This is a genomic window from Corynebacterium efficiens YS-314 (assembly GCF_000011305.1).
Classification (GTDB): domain Bacteria; phylum Actinomycetota; class Actinomycetes; order Mycobacteriales; family Mycobacteriaceae; genus Corynebacterium; species Corynebacterium efficiens.
The window spans coordinates 1,090,445-1,107,817 of the sequence record NC_004369.1 but is presented as its reverse complement, the minus strand read 5'-3'; the positions used below and the strand labels follow the sequence as shown (position 1 = coordinate 1,107,817).

17 protein-coding genes and 2 tRNA genes are annotated in these 17,373 nt (G+C 63.4%); 5 read left to right on the top strand and 14 right to left on the bottom strand.

The genetic code is table 11. From position 1 onward, the window contains the following. Window positions 1-8: 8 nt before the first annotated feature. Entirely contained in the window at window positions 9-485 is a 477-nt protein-coding gene (locus tag CE_RS05350; protein WP_006769992.1) for a hypothetical protein, read from the top strand. A gap of 97 nt (window positions 486-582) precedes the next feature. On the opposite strand, the gene CE_RS05345 is transcribed toward CE_RS05350, so the two are convergent. The 8 genes from CE_RS05345 to CE_RS05310 form a co-directional block, all read right to left on the bottom strand. After that, window positions 583-1,401, bottom strand: coding sequence for a Bax inhibitor-1/YccA family protein (locus CE_RS05345; RefSeq protein WP_006769993.1), 819 nt, complete (start codon window positions 1,399-1,401; stop codon window positions 583-585). Window positions 1,402-1,509: 108 nt separating this feature from the next. Further along, a complete protein-coding gene (locus CE_RS05340; RefSeq protein WP_006769994.1) occupies window positions 1,510-2,508 on the bottom strand; it encodes a helix-turn-helix transcriptional regulator in 999 nt (332 codons plus the stop codon). A gap of 179 nt (window positions 2,509-2,687) precedes the next feature. Next, window positions 2,688-2,761, bottom strand: a tRNA-Leu gene (locus tag CE_RS05335). Between the two features lie 66 nt (window positions 2,762-2,827). Beyond that, entirely contained in the window at window positions 2,828-3,796 is a 969-nt protein-coding gene (locus CE_RS05330) for a Ppx/GppA phosphatase family protein (RefSeq protein ID WP_006769995.1), read from the bottom strand. Then, a complete protein-coding gene (locus tag CE_RS05325) occupies window positions 3,796-4,350 on the bottom strand; it encodes a DUF501 domain-containing protein (protein WP_006769996.1) in 555 nt (184 codons plus the stop codon). The genes CE_RS05330 and CE_RS05325 overlap by 1 nt, the downstream gene beginning before the upstream one ends. 35 nt (window positions 4,351-4,385) lie before the next feature. After that, complete coding sequence (locus tag CE_RS05320; protein WP_006769997.1) at window positions 4,386-4,943, bottom strand: septum formation initiator family protein; 558 nt, start codon at window positions 4,941-4,943, stop codon at window positions 4,386-4,388. Window positions 4,944-5,073: 130 nt separating this feature from the next. Beyond that, the gene (gene eno, locus CE_RS05315) at window positions 5,074-6,351 is read right to left on the bottom strand and encodes a phosphopyruvate hydratase (RefSeq protein ID WP_011075256.1); all 1,278 of its coding nucleotides are present in this window, start codon (window positions 6,349-6,351) and stop codon (window positions 5,074-5,076) included. A 245-nt stretch (window positions 6,352-6,596) separates the two neighbouring features. After that, window positions 6,597-7,385: a lytic transglycosylase domain-containing protein gene (locus CE_RS05310; protein ID WP_035109871.1), complete on the bottom strand. Its 789-nt coding sequence runs from the start codon at window positions 7,383-7,385 to the stop codon at window positions 6,597-6,599. A 313-nt stretch (window positions 7,386-7,698) separates the two neighbouring features. Here CE_RS05310 and CE_RS05305 point away from each other — a divergent pair, with 313 nt between their 5' ends. Both CE_RS05305 and CE_RS05300 read left to right on the top strand, forming a co-directional pair. Beyond that, window positions 7,699-8,079, top strand: a complete 381-nt coding sequence (locus tag CE_RS05305) for a hypothetical protein (protein ID WP_006770000.1) — start codon at window positions 7,699-7,701, stop codon at window positions 8,077-8,079. A 159-nt stretch (window positions 8,080-8,238) separates the two neighbouring features. Then, the gene (locus CE_RS05300) at window positions 8,239-8,616 is read left to right on the top strand and encodes a hypothetical protein (protein WP_006770001.1); all 378 of its coding nucleotides are present in this window, start codon (window positions 8,239-8,241) and stop codon (window positions 8,614-8,616) included. A 134-nt stretch (window positions 8,617-8,750) separates the two neighbouring features. On the opposite strand, the gene CE_RS05295 is transcribed toward CE_RS05300, so the two are convergent. Both CE_RS05295 and CE_RS15775 read right to left on the bottom strand, forming a co-directional pair. Beyond that, window positions 8,751-9,362, bottom strand: a complete 612-nt coding sequence (locus tag CE_RS05295) for a MazG nucleotide pyrophosphohydrolase domain-containing protein (RefSeq protein WP_006770002.1) — start codon at window positions 9,360-9,362, stop codon at window positions 8,751-8,753. Window positions 9,363-9,373: 11 nt separating this feature from the next. Continuing rightward, on the bottom strand, window positions 9,374-9,652 hold the full coding sequence (locus CE_RS15775; protein ID WP_006770003.1) for an Rv0909 family putative TA system antitoxin: 279 nt from the start codon (window positions 9,650-9,652) through the stop codon (window positions 9,374-9,376). 101 nt (window positions 9,653-9,753) lie between these two features. Between CE_RS15775 and CE_RS05285 the strand changes: the two genes are divergently transcribed. Further along, entirely contained in the window at window positions 9,754-11,286 is a 1,533-nt protein-coding gene (locus CE_RS05285) for an amino acid permease (RefSeq protein ID WP_081447257.1), read from the top strand. A gap of 21 nt (window positions 11,287-11,307) precedes the next feature. Here the strand turns inward: CE_RS05285 and mfd are convergent, their stop codons facing one another. Beyond that, a complete protein-coding gene (gene mfd, locus CE_RS05280) occupies window positions 11,308-14,955 on the bottom strand; it encodes a transcription-repair coupling factor (protein WP_006770005.1) in 3,648 nt (1,215 codons plus the stop codon). A 5-nt stretch (window positions 14,956-14,960) separates the two neighbouring features. After that, complete coding sequence (locus CE_RS05275) at window positions 14,961-15,659, bottom strand: TetR/AcrR family transcriptional regulator (RefSeq protein ID WP_006770006.1); 699 nt, start codon at window positions 15,657-15,659, stop codon at window positions 14,961-14,963. Window positions 15,660-15,790: 131 nt separating this feature from the next. Between CE_RS05275 and CE_RS05270 the strand changes: the two genes are divergently transcribed. Continuing rightward, window positions 15,791-15,862: transfer RNA gene (locus tag CE_RS05270), tRNA-Gln, on the top strand. Window positions 15,863-15,958: 96 nt separating this feature from the next. On the opposite strand, the gene CE_RS05265 is transcribed toward CE_RS05270, so the two are convergent. Both CE_RS05265 and CE_RS05260 read right to left on the bottom strand, forming a co-directional pair. Beyond that, window positions 15,959-16,681 (bottom strand): hypothetical protein, encoded by a 723-nt coding sequence (locus tag CE_RS05265; RefSeq protein WP_006770007.1) that lies wholly within the window; start codon window positions 16,679-16,681, stop codon window positions 15,959-15,961. A gap of 232 nt (window positions 16,682-16,913) precedes the next feature. Next, window positions 16,914-17,195 (bottom strand): hypothetical protein, encoded by a 282-nt coding sequence (locus CE_RS05260; RefSeq protein ID WP_006770008.1) that lies wholly within the window; start codon window positions 17,193-17,195, stop codon window positions 16,914-16,916. Window positions 17,196-17,373 lie beyond the last annotated feature (178 nt).

Below are 17,373 nucleotides of genomic sequence, written 5' to 3'. Positions count from 1 at the left end.
GATCTTTGATGACTTCCCTTTCCCGAAAGCTCCTGATCACCGGTGTCACCGCTGCTGCGGCTCTGGCCATCACCGCGTGCACCCCTCCGAATGAGAATGATTCGGACGTGAAGGTCGACACCGCCACCGGCGTTGCCGCCCCCACCACGGAAACCACCGCCCGGACCACTGGTGCGGAGGGGACCACCACCGCTGTCGCCGTTGCTGATCTCCCCGGTTACATCGATTGTGTGGCCGCCCCCACCCGGGAGCCACAGGTGATCTCCCTGAACTGTGCTGACAACAGCGATCAGCTCACCGCAATCGAGTGGGTGTCCTGGGATGAGGACGGCGCCACCGGTTCCGGTACCCGCATCATCACCACCACCGTCGGCGAGCAGGAAGTCATCGAGGACGTCGACGTGGAACTCTCCGCCGTGACCGAAACCTCCCAGGGCCTGGTTTTCTCCCAGGTTGAGGTGGACGGTCAGGTCGTCGCCCTGTAGCACACCGGTCGCACCGGATACACAGAGAAACTCCGGCCCGCTCCCCTGATCACAGGGGGCGGGCCGGAGCTTTTCTTGCGCTCGAGATGCGCGGGAGCTAGCGGTTGGTGAAGTAGCTCAGCAGGCGCAGGATCTCGGTGTAGAGCCAGACCAGGGTGACGGCCAGGCCGAGGGCCACGCCCCAGGCCATGCGGGCAGGAACGCCCTCACGGACCATCTTGTCGGCTGCGTCGAAGTCGGTGAGGAAGCTGAACGCCGCCAGGCCGATGCAGAACAGGGAGAAGACGATGGCAAGGATGCCGCCGTCACGCAGCGGGCTGCCGAAGCCGAACAGCGACATGGCGAGGTTGCCCAGGACCAGGACGAGCACACCGAAGATCATGCCGGTCATGATGCGGTTGAACTTCGGGGTGACCTTGATGGCGCCGGTCTTGTAGACGAACAGCATGCCGAAGAACACGCCGATGGTGCCCAGAACGGCCTGGCCGATGAGGGCACCGGCGCCGTCGTAACCCTGCAGGAATCCGGAGAACAGCAGGGAGATACCGCCGACGAACAGGCCCTCGAAGGCCGCGTAGATGATGGTCACTGGTGCGGAGCCATACTTCTTGCCGAAGGTGGCCACCAGCACGGTGATGAAACCACCGATGGCGCCGATGATGGTCAGGATCATCGCCATGCCCGGGTTCACCAGGGAGACGCCGAAGGTCAGGACTGCGAAGGCAACAATGATCGCCAGCGTGATGCCGGTCTTGGTGATGACATCATCGACCGTCATCGGACGCTCAGTCTGCTGGGGTGCGTTGTACTGGGTCTGGTACTGCCCGCCGAACTGATCATAACCGGCGTAGGAGTTCTGGCCGTGGCTCCGCTGGGTGTCTGTCAGTGAACTGAAAACGGGATTGCTGCTGCGCAAGAGGTTCCCCGATCCTTTCGTTGGTTTTTCTACTACTACTGCTAAGACAACGAAAGTTTATCGGTTTTTGTTCCCGTTACCACCCGAGTAATCCATAGGGGTGAAGCATCAGAGCGACACAGGTGCCGTGGCGGGCAGCAGTTCCCTACCGAGGTGCACCCACCGGGATTCCTCGACGAGCATCAACCCCGTGGAAGGTTCCTGGTCGCGCAGGGTGGCCACCTCCTGCAGGCTCATGCCCTGCTCCCCCACCCCGATGGGCACGGGGATGGCGATGGATCCTGCGGCCACATCGATGCGTGTGTGGGTGCCCGCCGGGATGGTGGCCATGTCCCCCTGGGTGAGAAACCGGCAGTAACCGGGGGTGGTGACGGTGGCGGTACCGGTGTAGATCCACAGCTGCTGATCACGGGTGGCCGCGGCGAAGGTGGTGCGCGAGGGGATCGCCGCCGGGGTCCCGGCCACCCCCATGCCGATGCCACCGGTGGTGAAGGCGGACGGGGTGGTGCCGATGTGGCGTCGAAAAGCTCTGGTCAGGCTGCTGGTGGCCGAGAAACCGACCAGGTTGGCCACCACGGCGATGCTGAAGTCATGTGCCAGGAGGCTGGTGGCCACGCATACGCGCTGCGCTGCGCGCCACTCACTGAAGGAGTACCCCGTGGAGCTGAGGAACTGACGTTGGAGGGTGCGCGCCGATACACCGCGCTGCGCGGCGAACTCCTCGAGGCTGGTCTGGTCGGCGGGGTTGGCCGCCAGCGTCTGCGCCACCGCCCGGGCGTGCCGGGGTGCGGGCAGGGGTGGGGTGGGCACGCGGTCCGCAAAGAGCTTTGCGACGTCCCCGCTCACCGCATCCTCACCGAACAGCGAGCGGGAATACTCATGGACCATGCGCTCCGCCCAAGCCCGCCCCAGGTGGATACGTCGCGCGGGCCCATCGATGCCCAGGATGCGGAACCGCAGCTCCAGAATCAGACCCGATCCCGTGTCAGACCAGAAGGCACCCTCGGGTGCATACAGCAGGTCCCCGGCCACCAGGGTAAATGTCTGCTCCCCGAGACATACATTCACCACACCGGAATGACACCACAACAAGCGTGCATTGTTCATCAGCGACTCCCTTTCTCCCAAACCGTTAGCACACTTCAGATAAGGTAACGCTAACCTTAAAAGATCAATGCAAGCGATACTACGTTCTACCTCACCCATCACGCAACAGTGTGATTCACCACTCCCCCACGGAATGCAAAAAGTCCCGAGACAAGGGATGTCTCGGGACTTCTCTACTGTGCCCCCAGTGGGACTCGAACCCACACTGAATTGATTTTAAGTCAACCGCCTCTGCCGATTGGGCTATGGGGGCGCCGTACCGGCTGGCACCAGATCATCATAGAACATGGCACCGGCAGGTCAGGCGAGAAGGGCCCGGTTAGGGTGCCACGGTGCCGTATTCCTCCACCAGGCCCAGGATGAGACCATCGAGGATGTCCTTCTCCGAGATGACAATGGAGTTGACCCCCGCCTCACGGGCAGCCAGGTCGATGGCTCCCTGGACCACCACGGACCCACCGGCGATGACATCGGCGCGCCCCGGATCCACCACCGGGTTGCCGGCGCGCTGTGCAGCGGATTCGCGGATGATCTCATCGGTGACCACGCGCAGGGCGTCGAAGTTCAACTCCGAGAGGTGAATGGCCGCACGGTCATAGGATTCCAGCCCCTGCACCCAGGCCGAGATGGTGGTGAAGGTACCGGCCACCCCCACGAAGGTGTTGGCGCGGGAGATCGGCACGATGGCGCTGACCTCCGCGATCCGCTCGGAGACATAATCGCGGGCGATCTCGACCTCCGTGGCGGTGGGGGGATCACTGCGCATGATGCGTTCGGTCAGGCGGACACAGCCCATCTGTGCGGAGTGGGAGCCGAGGATCTCACCGTCGTGGGTCCCCACGATGAATTCCGTGGACCCACCGCCCAGATCAATGACGCAGAATGGCCCCTGTGCGGGGTCCAGATCGGCTACCGCACCACGGAAGGACAACTGCGCCTCCTCCTCACCGGTGATGACCTCCGCCTGGTATCCGGGGCGGATGCGTGAGAGCAGGACGCGGGTCATGGAGAAGAACGCATCGCGGTTGGCGGCGTCACGGGTGGCGGCGGTGGCCACCATGCGCACCACCTGCACACCTTCGGCCTCCATGAGTTCGACGTACTCGGTCAGTGCGACGCGGGTGCGTTCGATGGCCTCCGGATCTAGTTCACCGGTGGCATCCACGCCCTGGCCCAGGCGCACGATCCTGTTCTCGCGGGTGATCTCCCGGAAAACATCCGCGGTCACCTCCGTGATGAGCAGGCGGATGGAGTTGGTGCCACAATCCACCGCGGCGAAACGGGTCATCACAGTCCCCCCGCCCGGGAGAAGTCAAAGTCCCCCAGATCGATGCCGAGGTCGGCGGTGGTCGGCCAGTCCTGTGGAATGGCGGTGCCCCGCAGCTCACCGTGATCCGCGGCAAGCGCCACGGCCTCGGTACCCAGCCGGAAGTGGTCAGGTCCCTCCGCCAGTGCGTAGGCGATCAGGACGTGCAGGCACTTGACGCGATCCGGCATGCCACCACCGGAGAAATCGGTGCCCAGATCCTCGATCGCGTTGCGCTTGGCCAGGAAGTACTCGTGTGCCCGCTGGTAGTCGGCACGGAGCTCCTCATCGGTGTCGAGGCGGCCCGTCATCCACTTCATCACATGCGCCACCTCGAGGCGGGAGGCCTCGGTGGTCAGGCGTGGATCGGTGAGGTAGTACAGGGTCGGGAACGGGGTGCCGTCCTCCAACCTGGGTGCGGTCATCACAACACCGGGGGCGCCGTCCGGGCACCGGTAGGAGATTTCCAGAACTCCACGGGGAGCCCTCCCCAGCTGTTCTTCGACCGCGAGAAGGTCTGCTTCAGATACACTCATGCGCTCTATTCTGTCATGAGTGCGCGAAGTCCTCCCTATTGCACCGTCTCCCCCTCCGGCACAGCGGGTTCACCGGTCCCATTGTCCGGGGTGACCGGATCCGCCGGCGGTGGGGGCAGCTCATCGGGTTCCAGCAGCTCAGGTTCCGTAACCGATTCCCAGAGGGTCTCATACCAGGTGCCGCGGGGCTCCTCCTCCGTGCCGTCCGAGGTGACGGTCGCATCGTTTTCCAGGGCGGGATTCAGGATGCGGAAGGCGGTCTCCCCCTCCTCGATGACACCGAGCCTCAGGCGCGCCTGCTCACGGATATAGGCTTCCGAGCGGTACCGCTCCAACTCGCCGGTCAGTTCCTCGATCTGTTGCTGCTTGGCCAGGATGGATTCCTCGGTGCGTGCGATCTCCGCCCGCTGCTGGAAGTAGTTGCGCAGCGGGATCGCCACGGCGATGAGGATGAGCAGCACCACCACCGCCAGGGCCACCACCCCCACCGCACCGAGCCGGAAAGGCGCGCGAGCAGCGGAAACAGTCTCAGGTGCACGATCTCTGCTGGAGACCGGAACAATGCCCCTGTGGGGTTTCTTCTGCTTCGCCATAATCAACGATCATAGTCCCACCCGTCACGCCAGCTGCTTTGCGACGCCCGAACATGCCCCGATACGCCAACATCCCGCCACCTTTTGAGGAGGTGACGGGATGCGGGGTCAGGGTTTCGTCGAAAAGCGTCTAGCCCTGGAAACGTGGGAACGCGGAACGGCCGGCGTAGACGGCTGCGTCACCCAGCAGCTGCTCGATGCGCAGCAGCTGGTTGTACTTGGCCACACGGTCGGAACGTGCCGGTGCACCGGTCTTGATCTGGCCGCAGTTCAGCGCGACAGCCAGATCGGCGATGGTGGTGTCCTCGGTCTCACCGGAACGGTGGGACATCATGGAGGTGTAACCTGCGCGGTGTGCCATGTCGACGGCGTCGAAGGTCTCGGTGAGGGTACCGATCTGGTTGACCTTGACCAGGATGGAGTTGGCGGCCTTCTTGGCGATGCCCTCCTTCAGACGGGCCGGGTTGGTGACGAAGAAGTCATCGCCGACGATCTGAACCTTGTCACCGATCTGGGCGGTCAGTGCGACGTAGCCATCCCAGTCGTCCTCCTGCAGCGGATCCTCGATGGAGACGATCGGGTACTCGTCGACAAGCTCGGCGTAGACGTTCGCCATCTCCTCGGCGGTGTGCTCGCCACCCTCGAAGTGGTATTTGCCGTCCTTGAAGAACTCGGAGGAAGCAACATCCAGGGCCAGGGCGATGTCCTTGCCCGGCTCGAAGCCGGCCTTCTTGATGGCCTCGACGATGAGGTCCAGGGCTGCACGGGTGGACTCGACGGACGGGGCGAAGCCGCCCTCATCGCCCAGACCGGTGGACAGGCCCTTCTCGTTGATGACCTTCTTCAGTGCGTGGTAGACCTCCGCGCCTGCGCGCAGGGCCTCGGAGAAGGAGTCGAAACCGATCGGGGCGATCATGAACTCCTGGACATCCACACCGGAGTCGGCGTGTGCGCCACCGTTGATGATGTTCATCATCGGGACGGGCAGCACGTGGGCGTTCGGGCCACCGATGTAACGGAACAGGGGCAGACCTGCGGAATCCGCGGCGGCCTTGGCCACAGCCATGGAGACACCCAGGATGGCGTTGGCGCCCAGGCGGGACTTGTTCTCGGTGCCGTCCAGCTTGATCATGGCCGCATCGATGAGACGCTGATCGTCGGCCTCCAGGCCGGCCAGCTCGTCGCCGATCTCCTCGTTGACGTTCTCAACAGCCTTGAGAACACCCTTGCCCAGGTAACGATCTCCGCCGTCACGCAGCTCGTGCGCCTCGTGGACACCGGTGGACGCTCCGGAGGGAACGCCGGCAACGCCGTGGGAACCGTCATCCAGGAAAACCTCTGCCTCGACGGTCGGGTTACCGCGGGAATCCATGATCTCGCGAGCAAATACGTGCATGATTTCAGCCACTGTGGCCTCCTATGCCAACTTGGGAACTAACCAGATATGTTCACGCGACAAAAGGAACCAGGGCGGCGGCATGCACCGGAATGGACCATCAGTCACGTCTGAGTCCAATTGTTACACGAAATTCCTTTTTGTGACGCAAAGGGATCACATTCATCGCAGTGTCGTGGTTGAAATGGGGTTTTTGGGTGCGCGGGGCGTCACAATCGGGGTTACGGGAAGGGCTGAAAGTCGCCGGGGGCGCGGGTTCAGATCACCGGTTGGCGCAGGGCGTAGGAGGCCGCCGCATCACGGACGTTGATGAGGTACTCGGTGGATCTGTTGTAGGCGTACAGTGCCGTGGTCCACCCCTCCGCCGTCGTGAGGTTTCCACCCGTCTTGCACAGCAGGTGCGCGGCACTCAGCGCCGCATCATCGATCTGGTGCGGATCGGCATATCCATCCCCGTTGGCATCCCGACCGTAGCGTTTCCAGGATTCCGGGATGAACTGCATGGGGCCCACCGCCCGGTCATATTCGGTATCCCCGTCGTATTTGCCGTCATCGGTGTCCTGGATGCGGGCGACCCCCGGGGACCCATCGAGCGCAATTCCGATGATGGGCGGGGTGGCGACCCCGTTCTCATCGAGCGAACTGCCGCCGAACATCTTGCCGTTGTAGGTACCGTGACGGGTTTCCACATATCCGATGCCCGCCAGCGTGGTCCAGGCGATACCGCACTCCGGCCACGCCTCCGCAGCGATCAGGGCGGCATTGCCATAGGCCGCGATGGCCTGGGAGGACACGCCGGTGTCCGCGGCGATGGGATCAGCCCAGTACCTCAGGTGGTCGGAGGTGCGCCCCTCTGCGTGGATGTCGATGGAGGGCACCGGTTCCCCCGCCGCCGGGGGAACATTGTCCGGAATCGGCTGCAGCTGGCGGATCGGGGCGGCCCCATCCATGAAACTCAACGCCCACCCCACAAACGAGATGACCATGATGACAGCCAGAACGGCACCACAACCACATCCAGCTGCACCTTTTGCCCCAGAACCCATGGGTAGCGATGTTACCGTTTCCGACCCGTGAGACCCATTCGACCGTGACGCGGAAGTGATCAGCCGGTGGTCATTCCAATAATCCGCCACCGTACTCACCCATTAACGCAGGGCGGATGAGGTGTGGAAATTTCTCTACCCGGTCATGCTCCGTGAAATGTAGTAGTCAGAGACTATATATGCACTACTGAGCCTCCTTTTCTACCGGGAAGATAATGGATTGGACGTTGTTGTGCCCTATGTCACTTCGGTATACTCGCAGTCATCCAGCCAACCATCCACCTGGAACCACTACCGAAGGAGCCCCTCCATCATGAAGATCTCAACCCGTGTCGCAGCCATCGGCGCAGCCGCAGCCCTCGGACTGACCGCCTTCGCCGGACCGGCATCCGCCGTGTCATCCTCAGATGAACTGTCTGACCGTTTCGACTGGGTCGGATGTCCCATAGTCGAGGCCTCCCTCGCCTTCTATGGACTGCCGGAGGAGGGCATGCGCAACAATCAGCTCGCCGCGGCCCTCGAGGAGAAGAACGCGAACTTCGCAGCCTACTTTGAAGGTGGCGGGGATTGGAACGCCCAGGCATCGGCCGACTACGCCGACCGTGCACAGAAGTGCGGGATCGTCGAGCCGAACACCGCGATCGAGAACGCCAGCTCCAACCTGAACGACTTCTTCGCAGGCCTTTCCTCCTAACTGGAAGCGATGAGGAGGGGGGGGATCACCCCCTCCCCAGTCGAATGATCACAAACGCCACACCAGTCACATCAATAACATATGATGTGGCGGGTGTGGCGTTGGTCATCCACCGGCACCCCACGCAACCCCGACCCGTCAAACAATCAAGGACACCCCATGAACCTCCGTCGCACCCTCGCTGTCGCCGCCGCCTCCGTCATGGCCCTCACCGCCACCATCGCGCCTGCGCAGGCTCAGAATGCGGACATCGTCAGCGGCATCAACAACCTCATCGACACCTTCGACTGCGATCTTCTTCGCACCGGCCTGACCCAGACCGGTCTGGTCACCCCGGAGACCACCCGCTCCGAGCTCGCCGCCACTCTGCGGACCACCGCCAACCTCGGTGAGATCGACGTTGCCTTCGCCTTCGTGGGTTCCGCCTACGCAGGACGCATCGCAGACCGCGCGCAGACCTGTGGGATCGTCCAGCCAGACCCGGAGCAGGACATCCTCACCCAGCTGCAGAACCTCTCCAGCAACCTGTCCTCCTAAGCGCACCGACACCCCGCCTTTCATTAACCCAGAGATCCTGTTTCCAGAAACCGCACTTTTTAACCCAGAGATCACTCTGGATTGTGACTGCTTTCTGGAGACAGGATCTCTGGGTTAAGGGGTGGGCCCGGGAATCATCCCCCGGAAACCTCCCCAGCGGAAACCTCCCGTGCCTTGCCCTCGGCCCAGAGCCGTTCCGCCTCCTCCACCGTCACCAGACCGCGGCGGCCGTTGAACAGGTAGGGCGAACGCGAGCGCATCTTGGCCACGAAACTGGCGGCCACATCCCCGAAATCCCACGCACCCCGCCGGGCGGCGATCTCCGCGTGAAAGAGCACCTGCAGGAGAACATCCCCCAGCTCCCTGATCAGTTCCTGTTCTGGTACCCCCTGTTCCACCGCCTCGATGAACTCCTCGGTTTCCTCCCGCAGGTAGGGAATCAGGCTGTGATGGGTCTGGGACTGCTCCCACTCCCCCTGTTCACAGGCGCGGCGCATCACGCCGATGGCGTCGGCGACGTGGGTGAGGCGGGCGTCGATAAGCACCCCGGTGCGGGTCCGCGCAGCTGAGGGGTCGGCGGTGACAAACCACGGTGACCCCGGCGCGACGGTGATGCCCCAGGACAGGAAATCGACCCCCACGGTCTCATCCACCTCGGCTGAGTCCCCTTGCCGGAGGACGGCGTCGAGGAACTCAGCGGGCAGGACGGGGTTGTGGGAGTCGATGAGGAGGATACGGGTGGCCATGGCTCCTTAGTCTAGGAGTTGCCGGGGGCTGCACCGGGCGTGGTGCCGGGGTGTGGCTGGTCATTGGCATCGGCAGCCTGTCCCGTCCCGGTATCAGGGGTGTCGTCCTTATGGCCGATGCGCTCATCGATCTTGTCGCGCACCTGATCGATCTTGGCTGCCTTGTCCTCGCCGAGTGTCCGCTTGGCCGCATCCGCGGCCTTGTCCAGCAGAGCATCCGTCCGGCTCTCCCCGGACTCGGAGTTGAGCAGCTCGCTGGCCTTCTTCTTGGCGTTGTCCAGAATGCCCATGAGGATTCACTTCCTATCCATGATGATCCATATGTGGTGTGGGTAACACTCCATAATAACGGGAGTTAGAGAAACCCGCCGGGGTGCATTATTTTGAGCTAATGCTCAAAGACACCGCCGGTACATCACCCGGCATTCACACCGCCCCCAGCGCGGGCCCCGGGGCCACAAGCCCCACCGTCCCTATGCGCACGCTCATCGCCCTGATCGTCGGATCGATGGTCGGCGCAGGCATCTTCTCACTCCCCCAGAACATCGGATCCGTGGCGGCGCCCGGTGCGATGCTCATCGGGTGGGTCATCGCCGGTGTCGGCATGCTCGCGGTGGCCTTCGTGTTCCACATCCTCGCGCGCCGGAAACCGCATCTGGATTCGGGTGTGTACTCCTATGCGCGGGTGGGCCTGGGGGATTTCGTGGGGTTCTGCTCCGCGTGGGGTTACTGGTTGGGGTCGGTGATCGCGCAGGTGGGTTATGCCACGTTGTTCTTCGGCACCCTGGGGCATTATGTGCCGGTCTTCTCCTCCGAGAACCGGGTGACCTCGGCGCTGGCGGTCAGTGTCCTGACCTGGGTGATCTTCGCCGTGGTGGCCGGGGGTGTGAAACAGGCGGCTTTTCTGACGACGGTGACCACCATCGTGAAGATCCTGCCACTGCTGGCCTTCATCATCCTGGTGGCCTTCCTGGGTTTCAGTTGGGACAGATTCACCGTCGATTTCTGGGGCACCGGGGCTAACAGCACCGTGGGGTCGGTGTTTGACCAGGTCAAGGGCATCATGGTGTTTACCGTGTGGGTGTTCATCGGCGTGGAGGGTGCCTCGGTGTACTCTCGGCAGGCGCGCTCACGGAAGGACATCAGCCGGGCGACCATCATCGGTTTCTTCGCTGTGCTGGCGCTGCTGGTCACCATCTCCTCATTGAGTTTCGGTGTGCTCACCCAGCAGGAACTGGCGGTGCTGCCCGACAATTCGATGGCTTCGGTGCTGGAGGCCGTGGTCGGTGACTGGGGTGCGGCCCTGATCTCGGCGGGCCTGTGCCTGTCGGTGCTGGGCGCCTACGTGTCCTGGCAGATGCTGTGCGCGGAACCCCTGGCACTCATGGCGATGGACGGGCTGATCCCCCGCCGGGTCGGCACCATCAACTCCCGCGGTGCCGCCTGGGTGGCGCAGCTGATCTCCACGATCGTGATCCAGCTGTTCATCGTCATCTTCTTCCTCAACGAGACCACCTACGTCTCCATGGTCCAGCTGGCCACCATCCTGTACCTGGTGCCGTATTTCTTCGCGGCGCTCTACCTGGTTGCGCTTGCCACCCGGGGTCGCGGCATCAGCCACCCGCACGCGGGCACGCTTATCGACGACTCCGGCCCCACCATTCCCCCGCGCGAGAACACCCGCCACGCCATGGTGGGCATCGCCGCCACCGTGTACTCGATCTGGCTGTTCTACGCCGCCGACCCGAAGTACCTGCTCTTCGGCGCCATCGCCCTGCTTCCCGGCCTGATCCCCTATGTGGGCACCCGCCTGTACCGCAGGGAGCAGGTGTTCAACGCCTTCGAATGGGGTGTCCTGGTCCTGCTGCTGGTGGCCGCAGGCTTCGGCGCGGCCGGCCTCATCGGGGGCGGGTTGACGCTGTAGGGAGTTCCCCCTCCCGGGCCCCTACTGCCCCACCGAGATCACGCCGGGGTTCTTCTTCTTTCCCTTCCCCGCACGGGGCCCGCGTACATCGCGTTCGTCGATGTCGAACATCTTCGCAATGAAGTCGGAGACCCACTGGAGGAGATCGACGTCGCGGAGCAGTGGGTCGGTGACGTTGCGGCCGGCCTTGGGGAAGGAGACCTGGATCGCCTTCGCCGCGGCCCGGTAGGTGGCGCTCGGGAACAGGCGTTTGAGGCGCACCTGCTGGGAATCCTTCAGCTCCACCGGGTGTATCTTGATGCGGGTGCCCTGCACGGCCACATCGGTCAGCCCGGCGGCACGCATCTGGTGACGCAGTCGGGCCACGGCCAGCAGGCGGGAGACCTCCTCCGGGATCGGGCCGTAGCGATCCTCCATCTCCTCCACGGCCAGCTGCAGGTCCGACTCGGATTCGGAGGTGGCCAGCTTGCGGTAGATCTCCAGGCGCAGACGCTCGGAGTTGATGTAGTTCTCCGGGATGTGGGCATCGACGGGCAGATCGACACGGACCTCGGTGGGGCCCTTGACTGTGCCGTCGACAGACTTGCCGTCCGCCAGCGCGCGGTAGGCCTCCACCGCCTCGCCGACGAGACGGACGTAGAGATCGAAGCCCACCCCGGCGATGTGACCGGACTGCTCCGCGCCGAGAACGTTGCCGGCACCGCGCATCTCCAGGTCCTTCATGGCCACAGCCATACCGGCACCCAGGTCATTGTTCTGGGCGATGGTGGCCAGACGGTCGTAGCTGGTCTCGGTCAGCGTGGCGCCCTTGGGATACAGGAAGTACGCATACCCGCGTTCGCGGGAACGACCCACGCGGCCACGCAGCTGGTGCAGCTGGGACAGACCCATGTGGTGGGCGTTCTCCACGATCAGAGTGTTGGCGTTGGCGATGTCCAGGCCGGTCTCCACGATGGTGGTACAGACCAGCACGTCATATTCCCGGTCCCAGAAGCCCTGGACGGTCTGTTCGAGGAGTTCCTCACTCATCTGTCCGTGGGCCACCACCACGCGTGCCTCGGGAACCAGGTCGCGCAGTTCGCGGGCCTTCTTCTCGATGTCGGCGACCTTGTTGTGGATGAAGAACACCTGGCCGTCACGCAGTAGCTCACGACGGATCGACGCCGCCACCTGCTTGTCCTCATAGGGGCCGACGTAGGTGAGGATCGGGTGACGGTCCTCAGGCGGGGTGAGCATGGTGGTCATCTCCCGGATACCCGCCATGGACATCTCCAGGGTTCGCGGGATCGGGGTGGCGGACATGGTCAGCACATCGACGTGGCTGCGCAGGGCCTTGATGTGTTCCTTGTGTTCCACACCGAAACGCTGCTCTTCATCCACGATGACCAGGCCCAGGTTCTTCCACTGCACACCGGTCTGCAGCAGGCGGTGGGTGCCCACCACGATGTCCACCTCACCGGAGGCCAGACCTGCCAGGGTCTCCTTCGATTCCGCGGTGGAGGTGAACCGGGACAGCCCGTGGATGGTCACCGGGAAACCTGCCATGCGTTCCTCGAAGGTGGATTTGTGCTGCTGCGCGAGCAGGGTCGTGGGCACCAGCACCGCGACCTGCTTGCCATCCTGCACGGCCTTGAACGCGGCACGCACCGCCACCTCGGTCTTGCCGTAACCGACATCACCGACGATCACGCGGTCCATAGGCACGGGTTTTTCCATGTCCTCCTTGACCGCGTCGATGGCCAGCATCTGGTCCTCGGTCTCGACGTAGGGGAAGTTGTCCTCCATCTCCTTCTGCCACGGGGTGTCGGGGCCGAAGGCATGACCCGGCGCGGCCTGCCGCTTGGCGTAGAGCTCGACCAGTTCACCGGCGATCTCACGGACCGCGGCGCGGGCCTTCTTCTTGGTGTTCTTCCAGTCGGAGCCACCCATCTTCGACAGCGTGGGCTTCTCGCCACCGACGTACCGGCTGAGCATGTCGAGGGAATCCATCGGCACATACAGCTGGTCACCGGGCTGCCCGCGCTTGGACGGGGCGTATTCCAGGACGATGTACTCCCGGCGCGAGGTCTCATCACCGGTGGAGATGGTGCGTTCGGTCATCTTGATGAACCGGCCGATGCCGTGGGTTTCATGGACCACCAGATCACCCGGGGTCAGTGCCAGCGGATCGACCTTGTTGCGTCGGCGGGCGGGACGCCGCTTGGCACCGGCGATGTCACCGACGCGGTTGCCAGTGAGGTCGGTTTCGGTGATGACCACCAGCGGCAGGGCGTCGGCGTCGCGGTGTTTACGCACCTTCGGGAACACCAGCCCGGCGTGGCTGAGCGCGTGGTAGAGCGTCACCTGTCCGGGGCTGGGTTCCCAGCCGGGTGTGGCCACATGGGTGGGGATGCCCTGCTCGGCGAAGCGTTCCACCATGCGTCTGATCGCGCCCTCGGACGGGGCGATGAAGGCTGCGCGCCCACCGGCCTTCGTGTGCGCCAGCAGCAACGCCATCATCTCGTTGATGGCCTCCAGATCACCACGCGGGGTGGGACCCGGCTCGAAATCCAGTGGCAGCGTCTCCGCGTCGGAGGCCTCGAACATCCCGGTCGGGGCGAAGGTCCACCAGGGCAGGTTGCTTGTCGACGCCGATACCTCCAGCGAGTCATAGCTGCGGTAGGAGGACGCCTCCAGATCCAAGCCTTTTACCGACACCGGGCCATCCGCACCCATGGCGGCAGCCTCCCAGCCCGCAGCCATGAACTCCGCATCCGTGGCCTCCAGATCCGCGATGCGGGTGCGGACCTTCTCCGGGGCGATGACCATGATGTGGGTGTTCTCCGGCATGAGCTCCAGCAGCGGCACCATCGGGGTGTCCACCAGCGCCGGGATCAGTGCCTCCATGCCGTCGACATCCGTGCGGTCGGAGATACGCGACAGCATCTCCACCAGCGTCGGGTTGCCGGGGTGCTTGACCATCAGCTCCGCCGCGCGGGCGGCCACCTCATCGGTGATGAGCAGTTCACGCGCCGGGTAGATCTCGATCTCATCCAGGGTCATCTCCGGGATGGTGCGCTGGTCGGCCACCGAGAACTGACGGATGTCGGAGACCTCATCGCCCCAGAACTCGATGCGGACGGGGTAATCGAGGGTGGTCGGGAAGACATCGAGGATGCCACCGCGGGTGGCGAACTCCCCCCGCTTGGCCACCATGTCCACATTCTTGTAGGCACGGAAGACCAGTTCCTCACCCAGGGCGGAGAAGTCCGCCTCCGCCCCCTCCCTCAGGATGAGGGGCTGGCGTCCTGCTGCCTCCTTGAGAACAGGTTGGCAGAAGGCACGGGCGGCGGTGACGATGATCTTTGCGTCGTCAAGCTTGTTGAGCACCTGCGCGCGCCGGCCCACAATGTCCACGCCGGGGGACAGACGCTCATGCGGGAGCGTCTCCCAGGACGGGAACCAGGCAACCTTGTCCCCCATCATCGCGCGCAGCTCCGCGGTGAGATCCTCCGCCTCACGGCCGGTGGCCGTGACCACCAGCACCGGCGCATGATGCGCCAATGTGCCGATCACCCAGGGACGTGCCTGATCCACACCCGTGAGATGCAGATTGCGTGCGCCCACATTCGAGATCATGCCCTTCAGCTTGGGATCTGTGGCCGCGACCTTCAACAGGCCGGCGAGCATCGGTGTCACTCTCGGATCTCCTTCACGGTGTTCTTGCCATCACTTTTCTCTTTACCCAGGATCGCGCCGACGGGGCTGCTCTCCTCCGACAGCGTCGGATTCGCCTCCATGCCGGCCAGACCGTTCCAACACAGGTTGACGATATGCGCCGCCACCTCCTCCTTGCTGGGATGACGCTGATCCAACCACCACTGGGCGGTCATGGACACCATCCCCACCAGCGCCTGCCCGTAGAGGATGGCGTACTGCGGATCCAGCTCGGACCGGGCAAACGCCCGACCAAGGATATGCGACACCTGCGTGGTGGCGTCATTGAGCAGCGTCCCGTAGGTGCGCTCCCGCCCGGACTCCTCATCCCGCACACCCGGGTTCATGTCCCGGACCAGGATGAGGAACCCATCGGTCTCATCCTCCACATAGGTCAACAGGGCGAGCACCGCCTGTTCAATGCGGTGCCGGGACCGCCCCTGCGCCAGGGACTGGGTGATCGCCGTCTCCAGCTTCACCATCTCCCGTTCCACCACCACCGCGTAGAGCCCCTCCTTGCCCCCGAAGTGCTCATAGATCACCGGCTTGGACACCTTCGCGCGGGCAGCGATCTCCTCCACACTGGCACCGTCGAATCCGCGTTCCGCGAATACCGCACGCCCTATGGAGATTAACTGTTTCCGGCGTTCCTGCCCGGTCATCCGCTGTCGAACCATGATCTCCAGACTATCCCAGCCCTGGCCACCCCGATAATTGGAACCATGACGCAATTGTGTAATATCTAGCGGTGCGGTCTATGTTCCGTATTGGCGGGCATATCCCCGCATTTCTCTCTATTTCGCCGCATTTCCCCATGGTGTAATTGGCAACACAGCGGTTTTTGGTACCGTCGTTCAAGGTTCGAGTCCTTGTGGGGAAGCTTTCATTCCGTGTTTTACTGCACGGACAACACCCGCCCACCCGGTGGCAGATTCACACCGGGTGGGCGGGTGTTGTACGTCCGTGGGGTGCCTGACTAACGCACCTGGGTACCCTGGGCAACCTCGGCGAAGAGATCCTCGTAGATCCCCAGAAGCTCATCACGCTGGGCATCGGTCATCGGCTCGAAGGGATCGGTCTGGGAGTCGACGGTGGAGACGTGGCTACCGACCACCTCACCGTCCTTGACTGCGACCACCAGCGGGACATAGATCCGGCGCTGTTGGGGATCATCCAGGCCCTCATACTCCGGTGCGGCATCACCCAGCTCGGCGAGGATCTGTGAGTAGGCCTCGGTGCCGGGTTCCTCGACCACGATGGTGCCGTCCTCATCCAGGGTCCGGACATCACGGATCTCGGAGACGTTGAGGTAGTGGATCTGACCGACATCGGTGTTCTTACCGGCCTCATCCATCACCGGCATGGCCGCCCGGCACCATGGGCACTCGGGGAAACCGAAGTAGAGCACGCCGGTGCCCTGCTGCAGCATCGCCACCGCCTCGTCCTCGGTGATGGTGGAGAATACATGGTCATCGGGCAGGGAGACGTCCAGGTACTCCTGTCCATCCGGGGTGGTGCTTCCGTTGAGGGCAGCATATTCCTCGGTGACCTCCGGATCACCTGATCCGGTGACGGATGCTGTCTCCGTGGCCGGATCCGTCCCCTCATCATCTGAGGAACAACCACTCACCACCAACACCGTGGCGAGCAGGGCTGCGAAGAGGATGAAACCGGTGGACCGTGAATTGAGGCGGGGCATGGACAGGTTCCTGGACGATGCGGGCACAGCAGATCCCTTCGGGACGATGACGGTTGAGGATGACAGTTGCAGTCACCAGCCTATTCACTTCACAGGGTGTGTGCTGCACATTCATCGAACCCGGAAAACAACAACCACCCGTCCACCTGCTCTGTGCAAGCAGGTGGACGGGTGGCGGTGGAGCGCTTCTGCGACGCTTCTGTGCCGCAGTGCTCAGTGGTCAGCCAGGCTGTTAAGCCGCGGTCAGTCCACGGGCCACCCAGACACCGGGGACGGTGAAGTCCGGGTGGGCCCCTGCCATCTCCTCAAGCTGGAACATGGCCTTCTTCTCGATGAAGATCTTGTGGAAGCGGTTGATGCGCCCCTCGTATCCGGCTGCAACGGCATCGAGTACACCATCGACAAGGTGCGGCTTGACCAGTCCATCGAACTTTTCGTGAAGATCCTCCCGGATGCTCCACAGGTTATCGTGGCTGCGCTCAATCCGGGTGATCTCGTCGTTGATATTCCTCACTGTTCGTTCCTTTCCAGAACGGGTGGAGTTAATTTTTTTAACCCCTTTTGTTTACCTGCCGTTAACCTTAGTTTACCTTTGGTTAAATGTCCAATTAGTGCGGGTGGGGCGGGACAAAACAGCGTCGCAAAGCAGTCGCGCTACCACCCGGCCCGCCAACCCCTTCCCGACCAGCGGA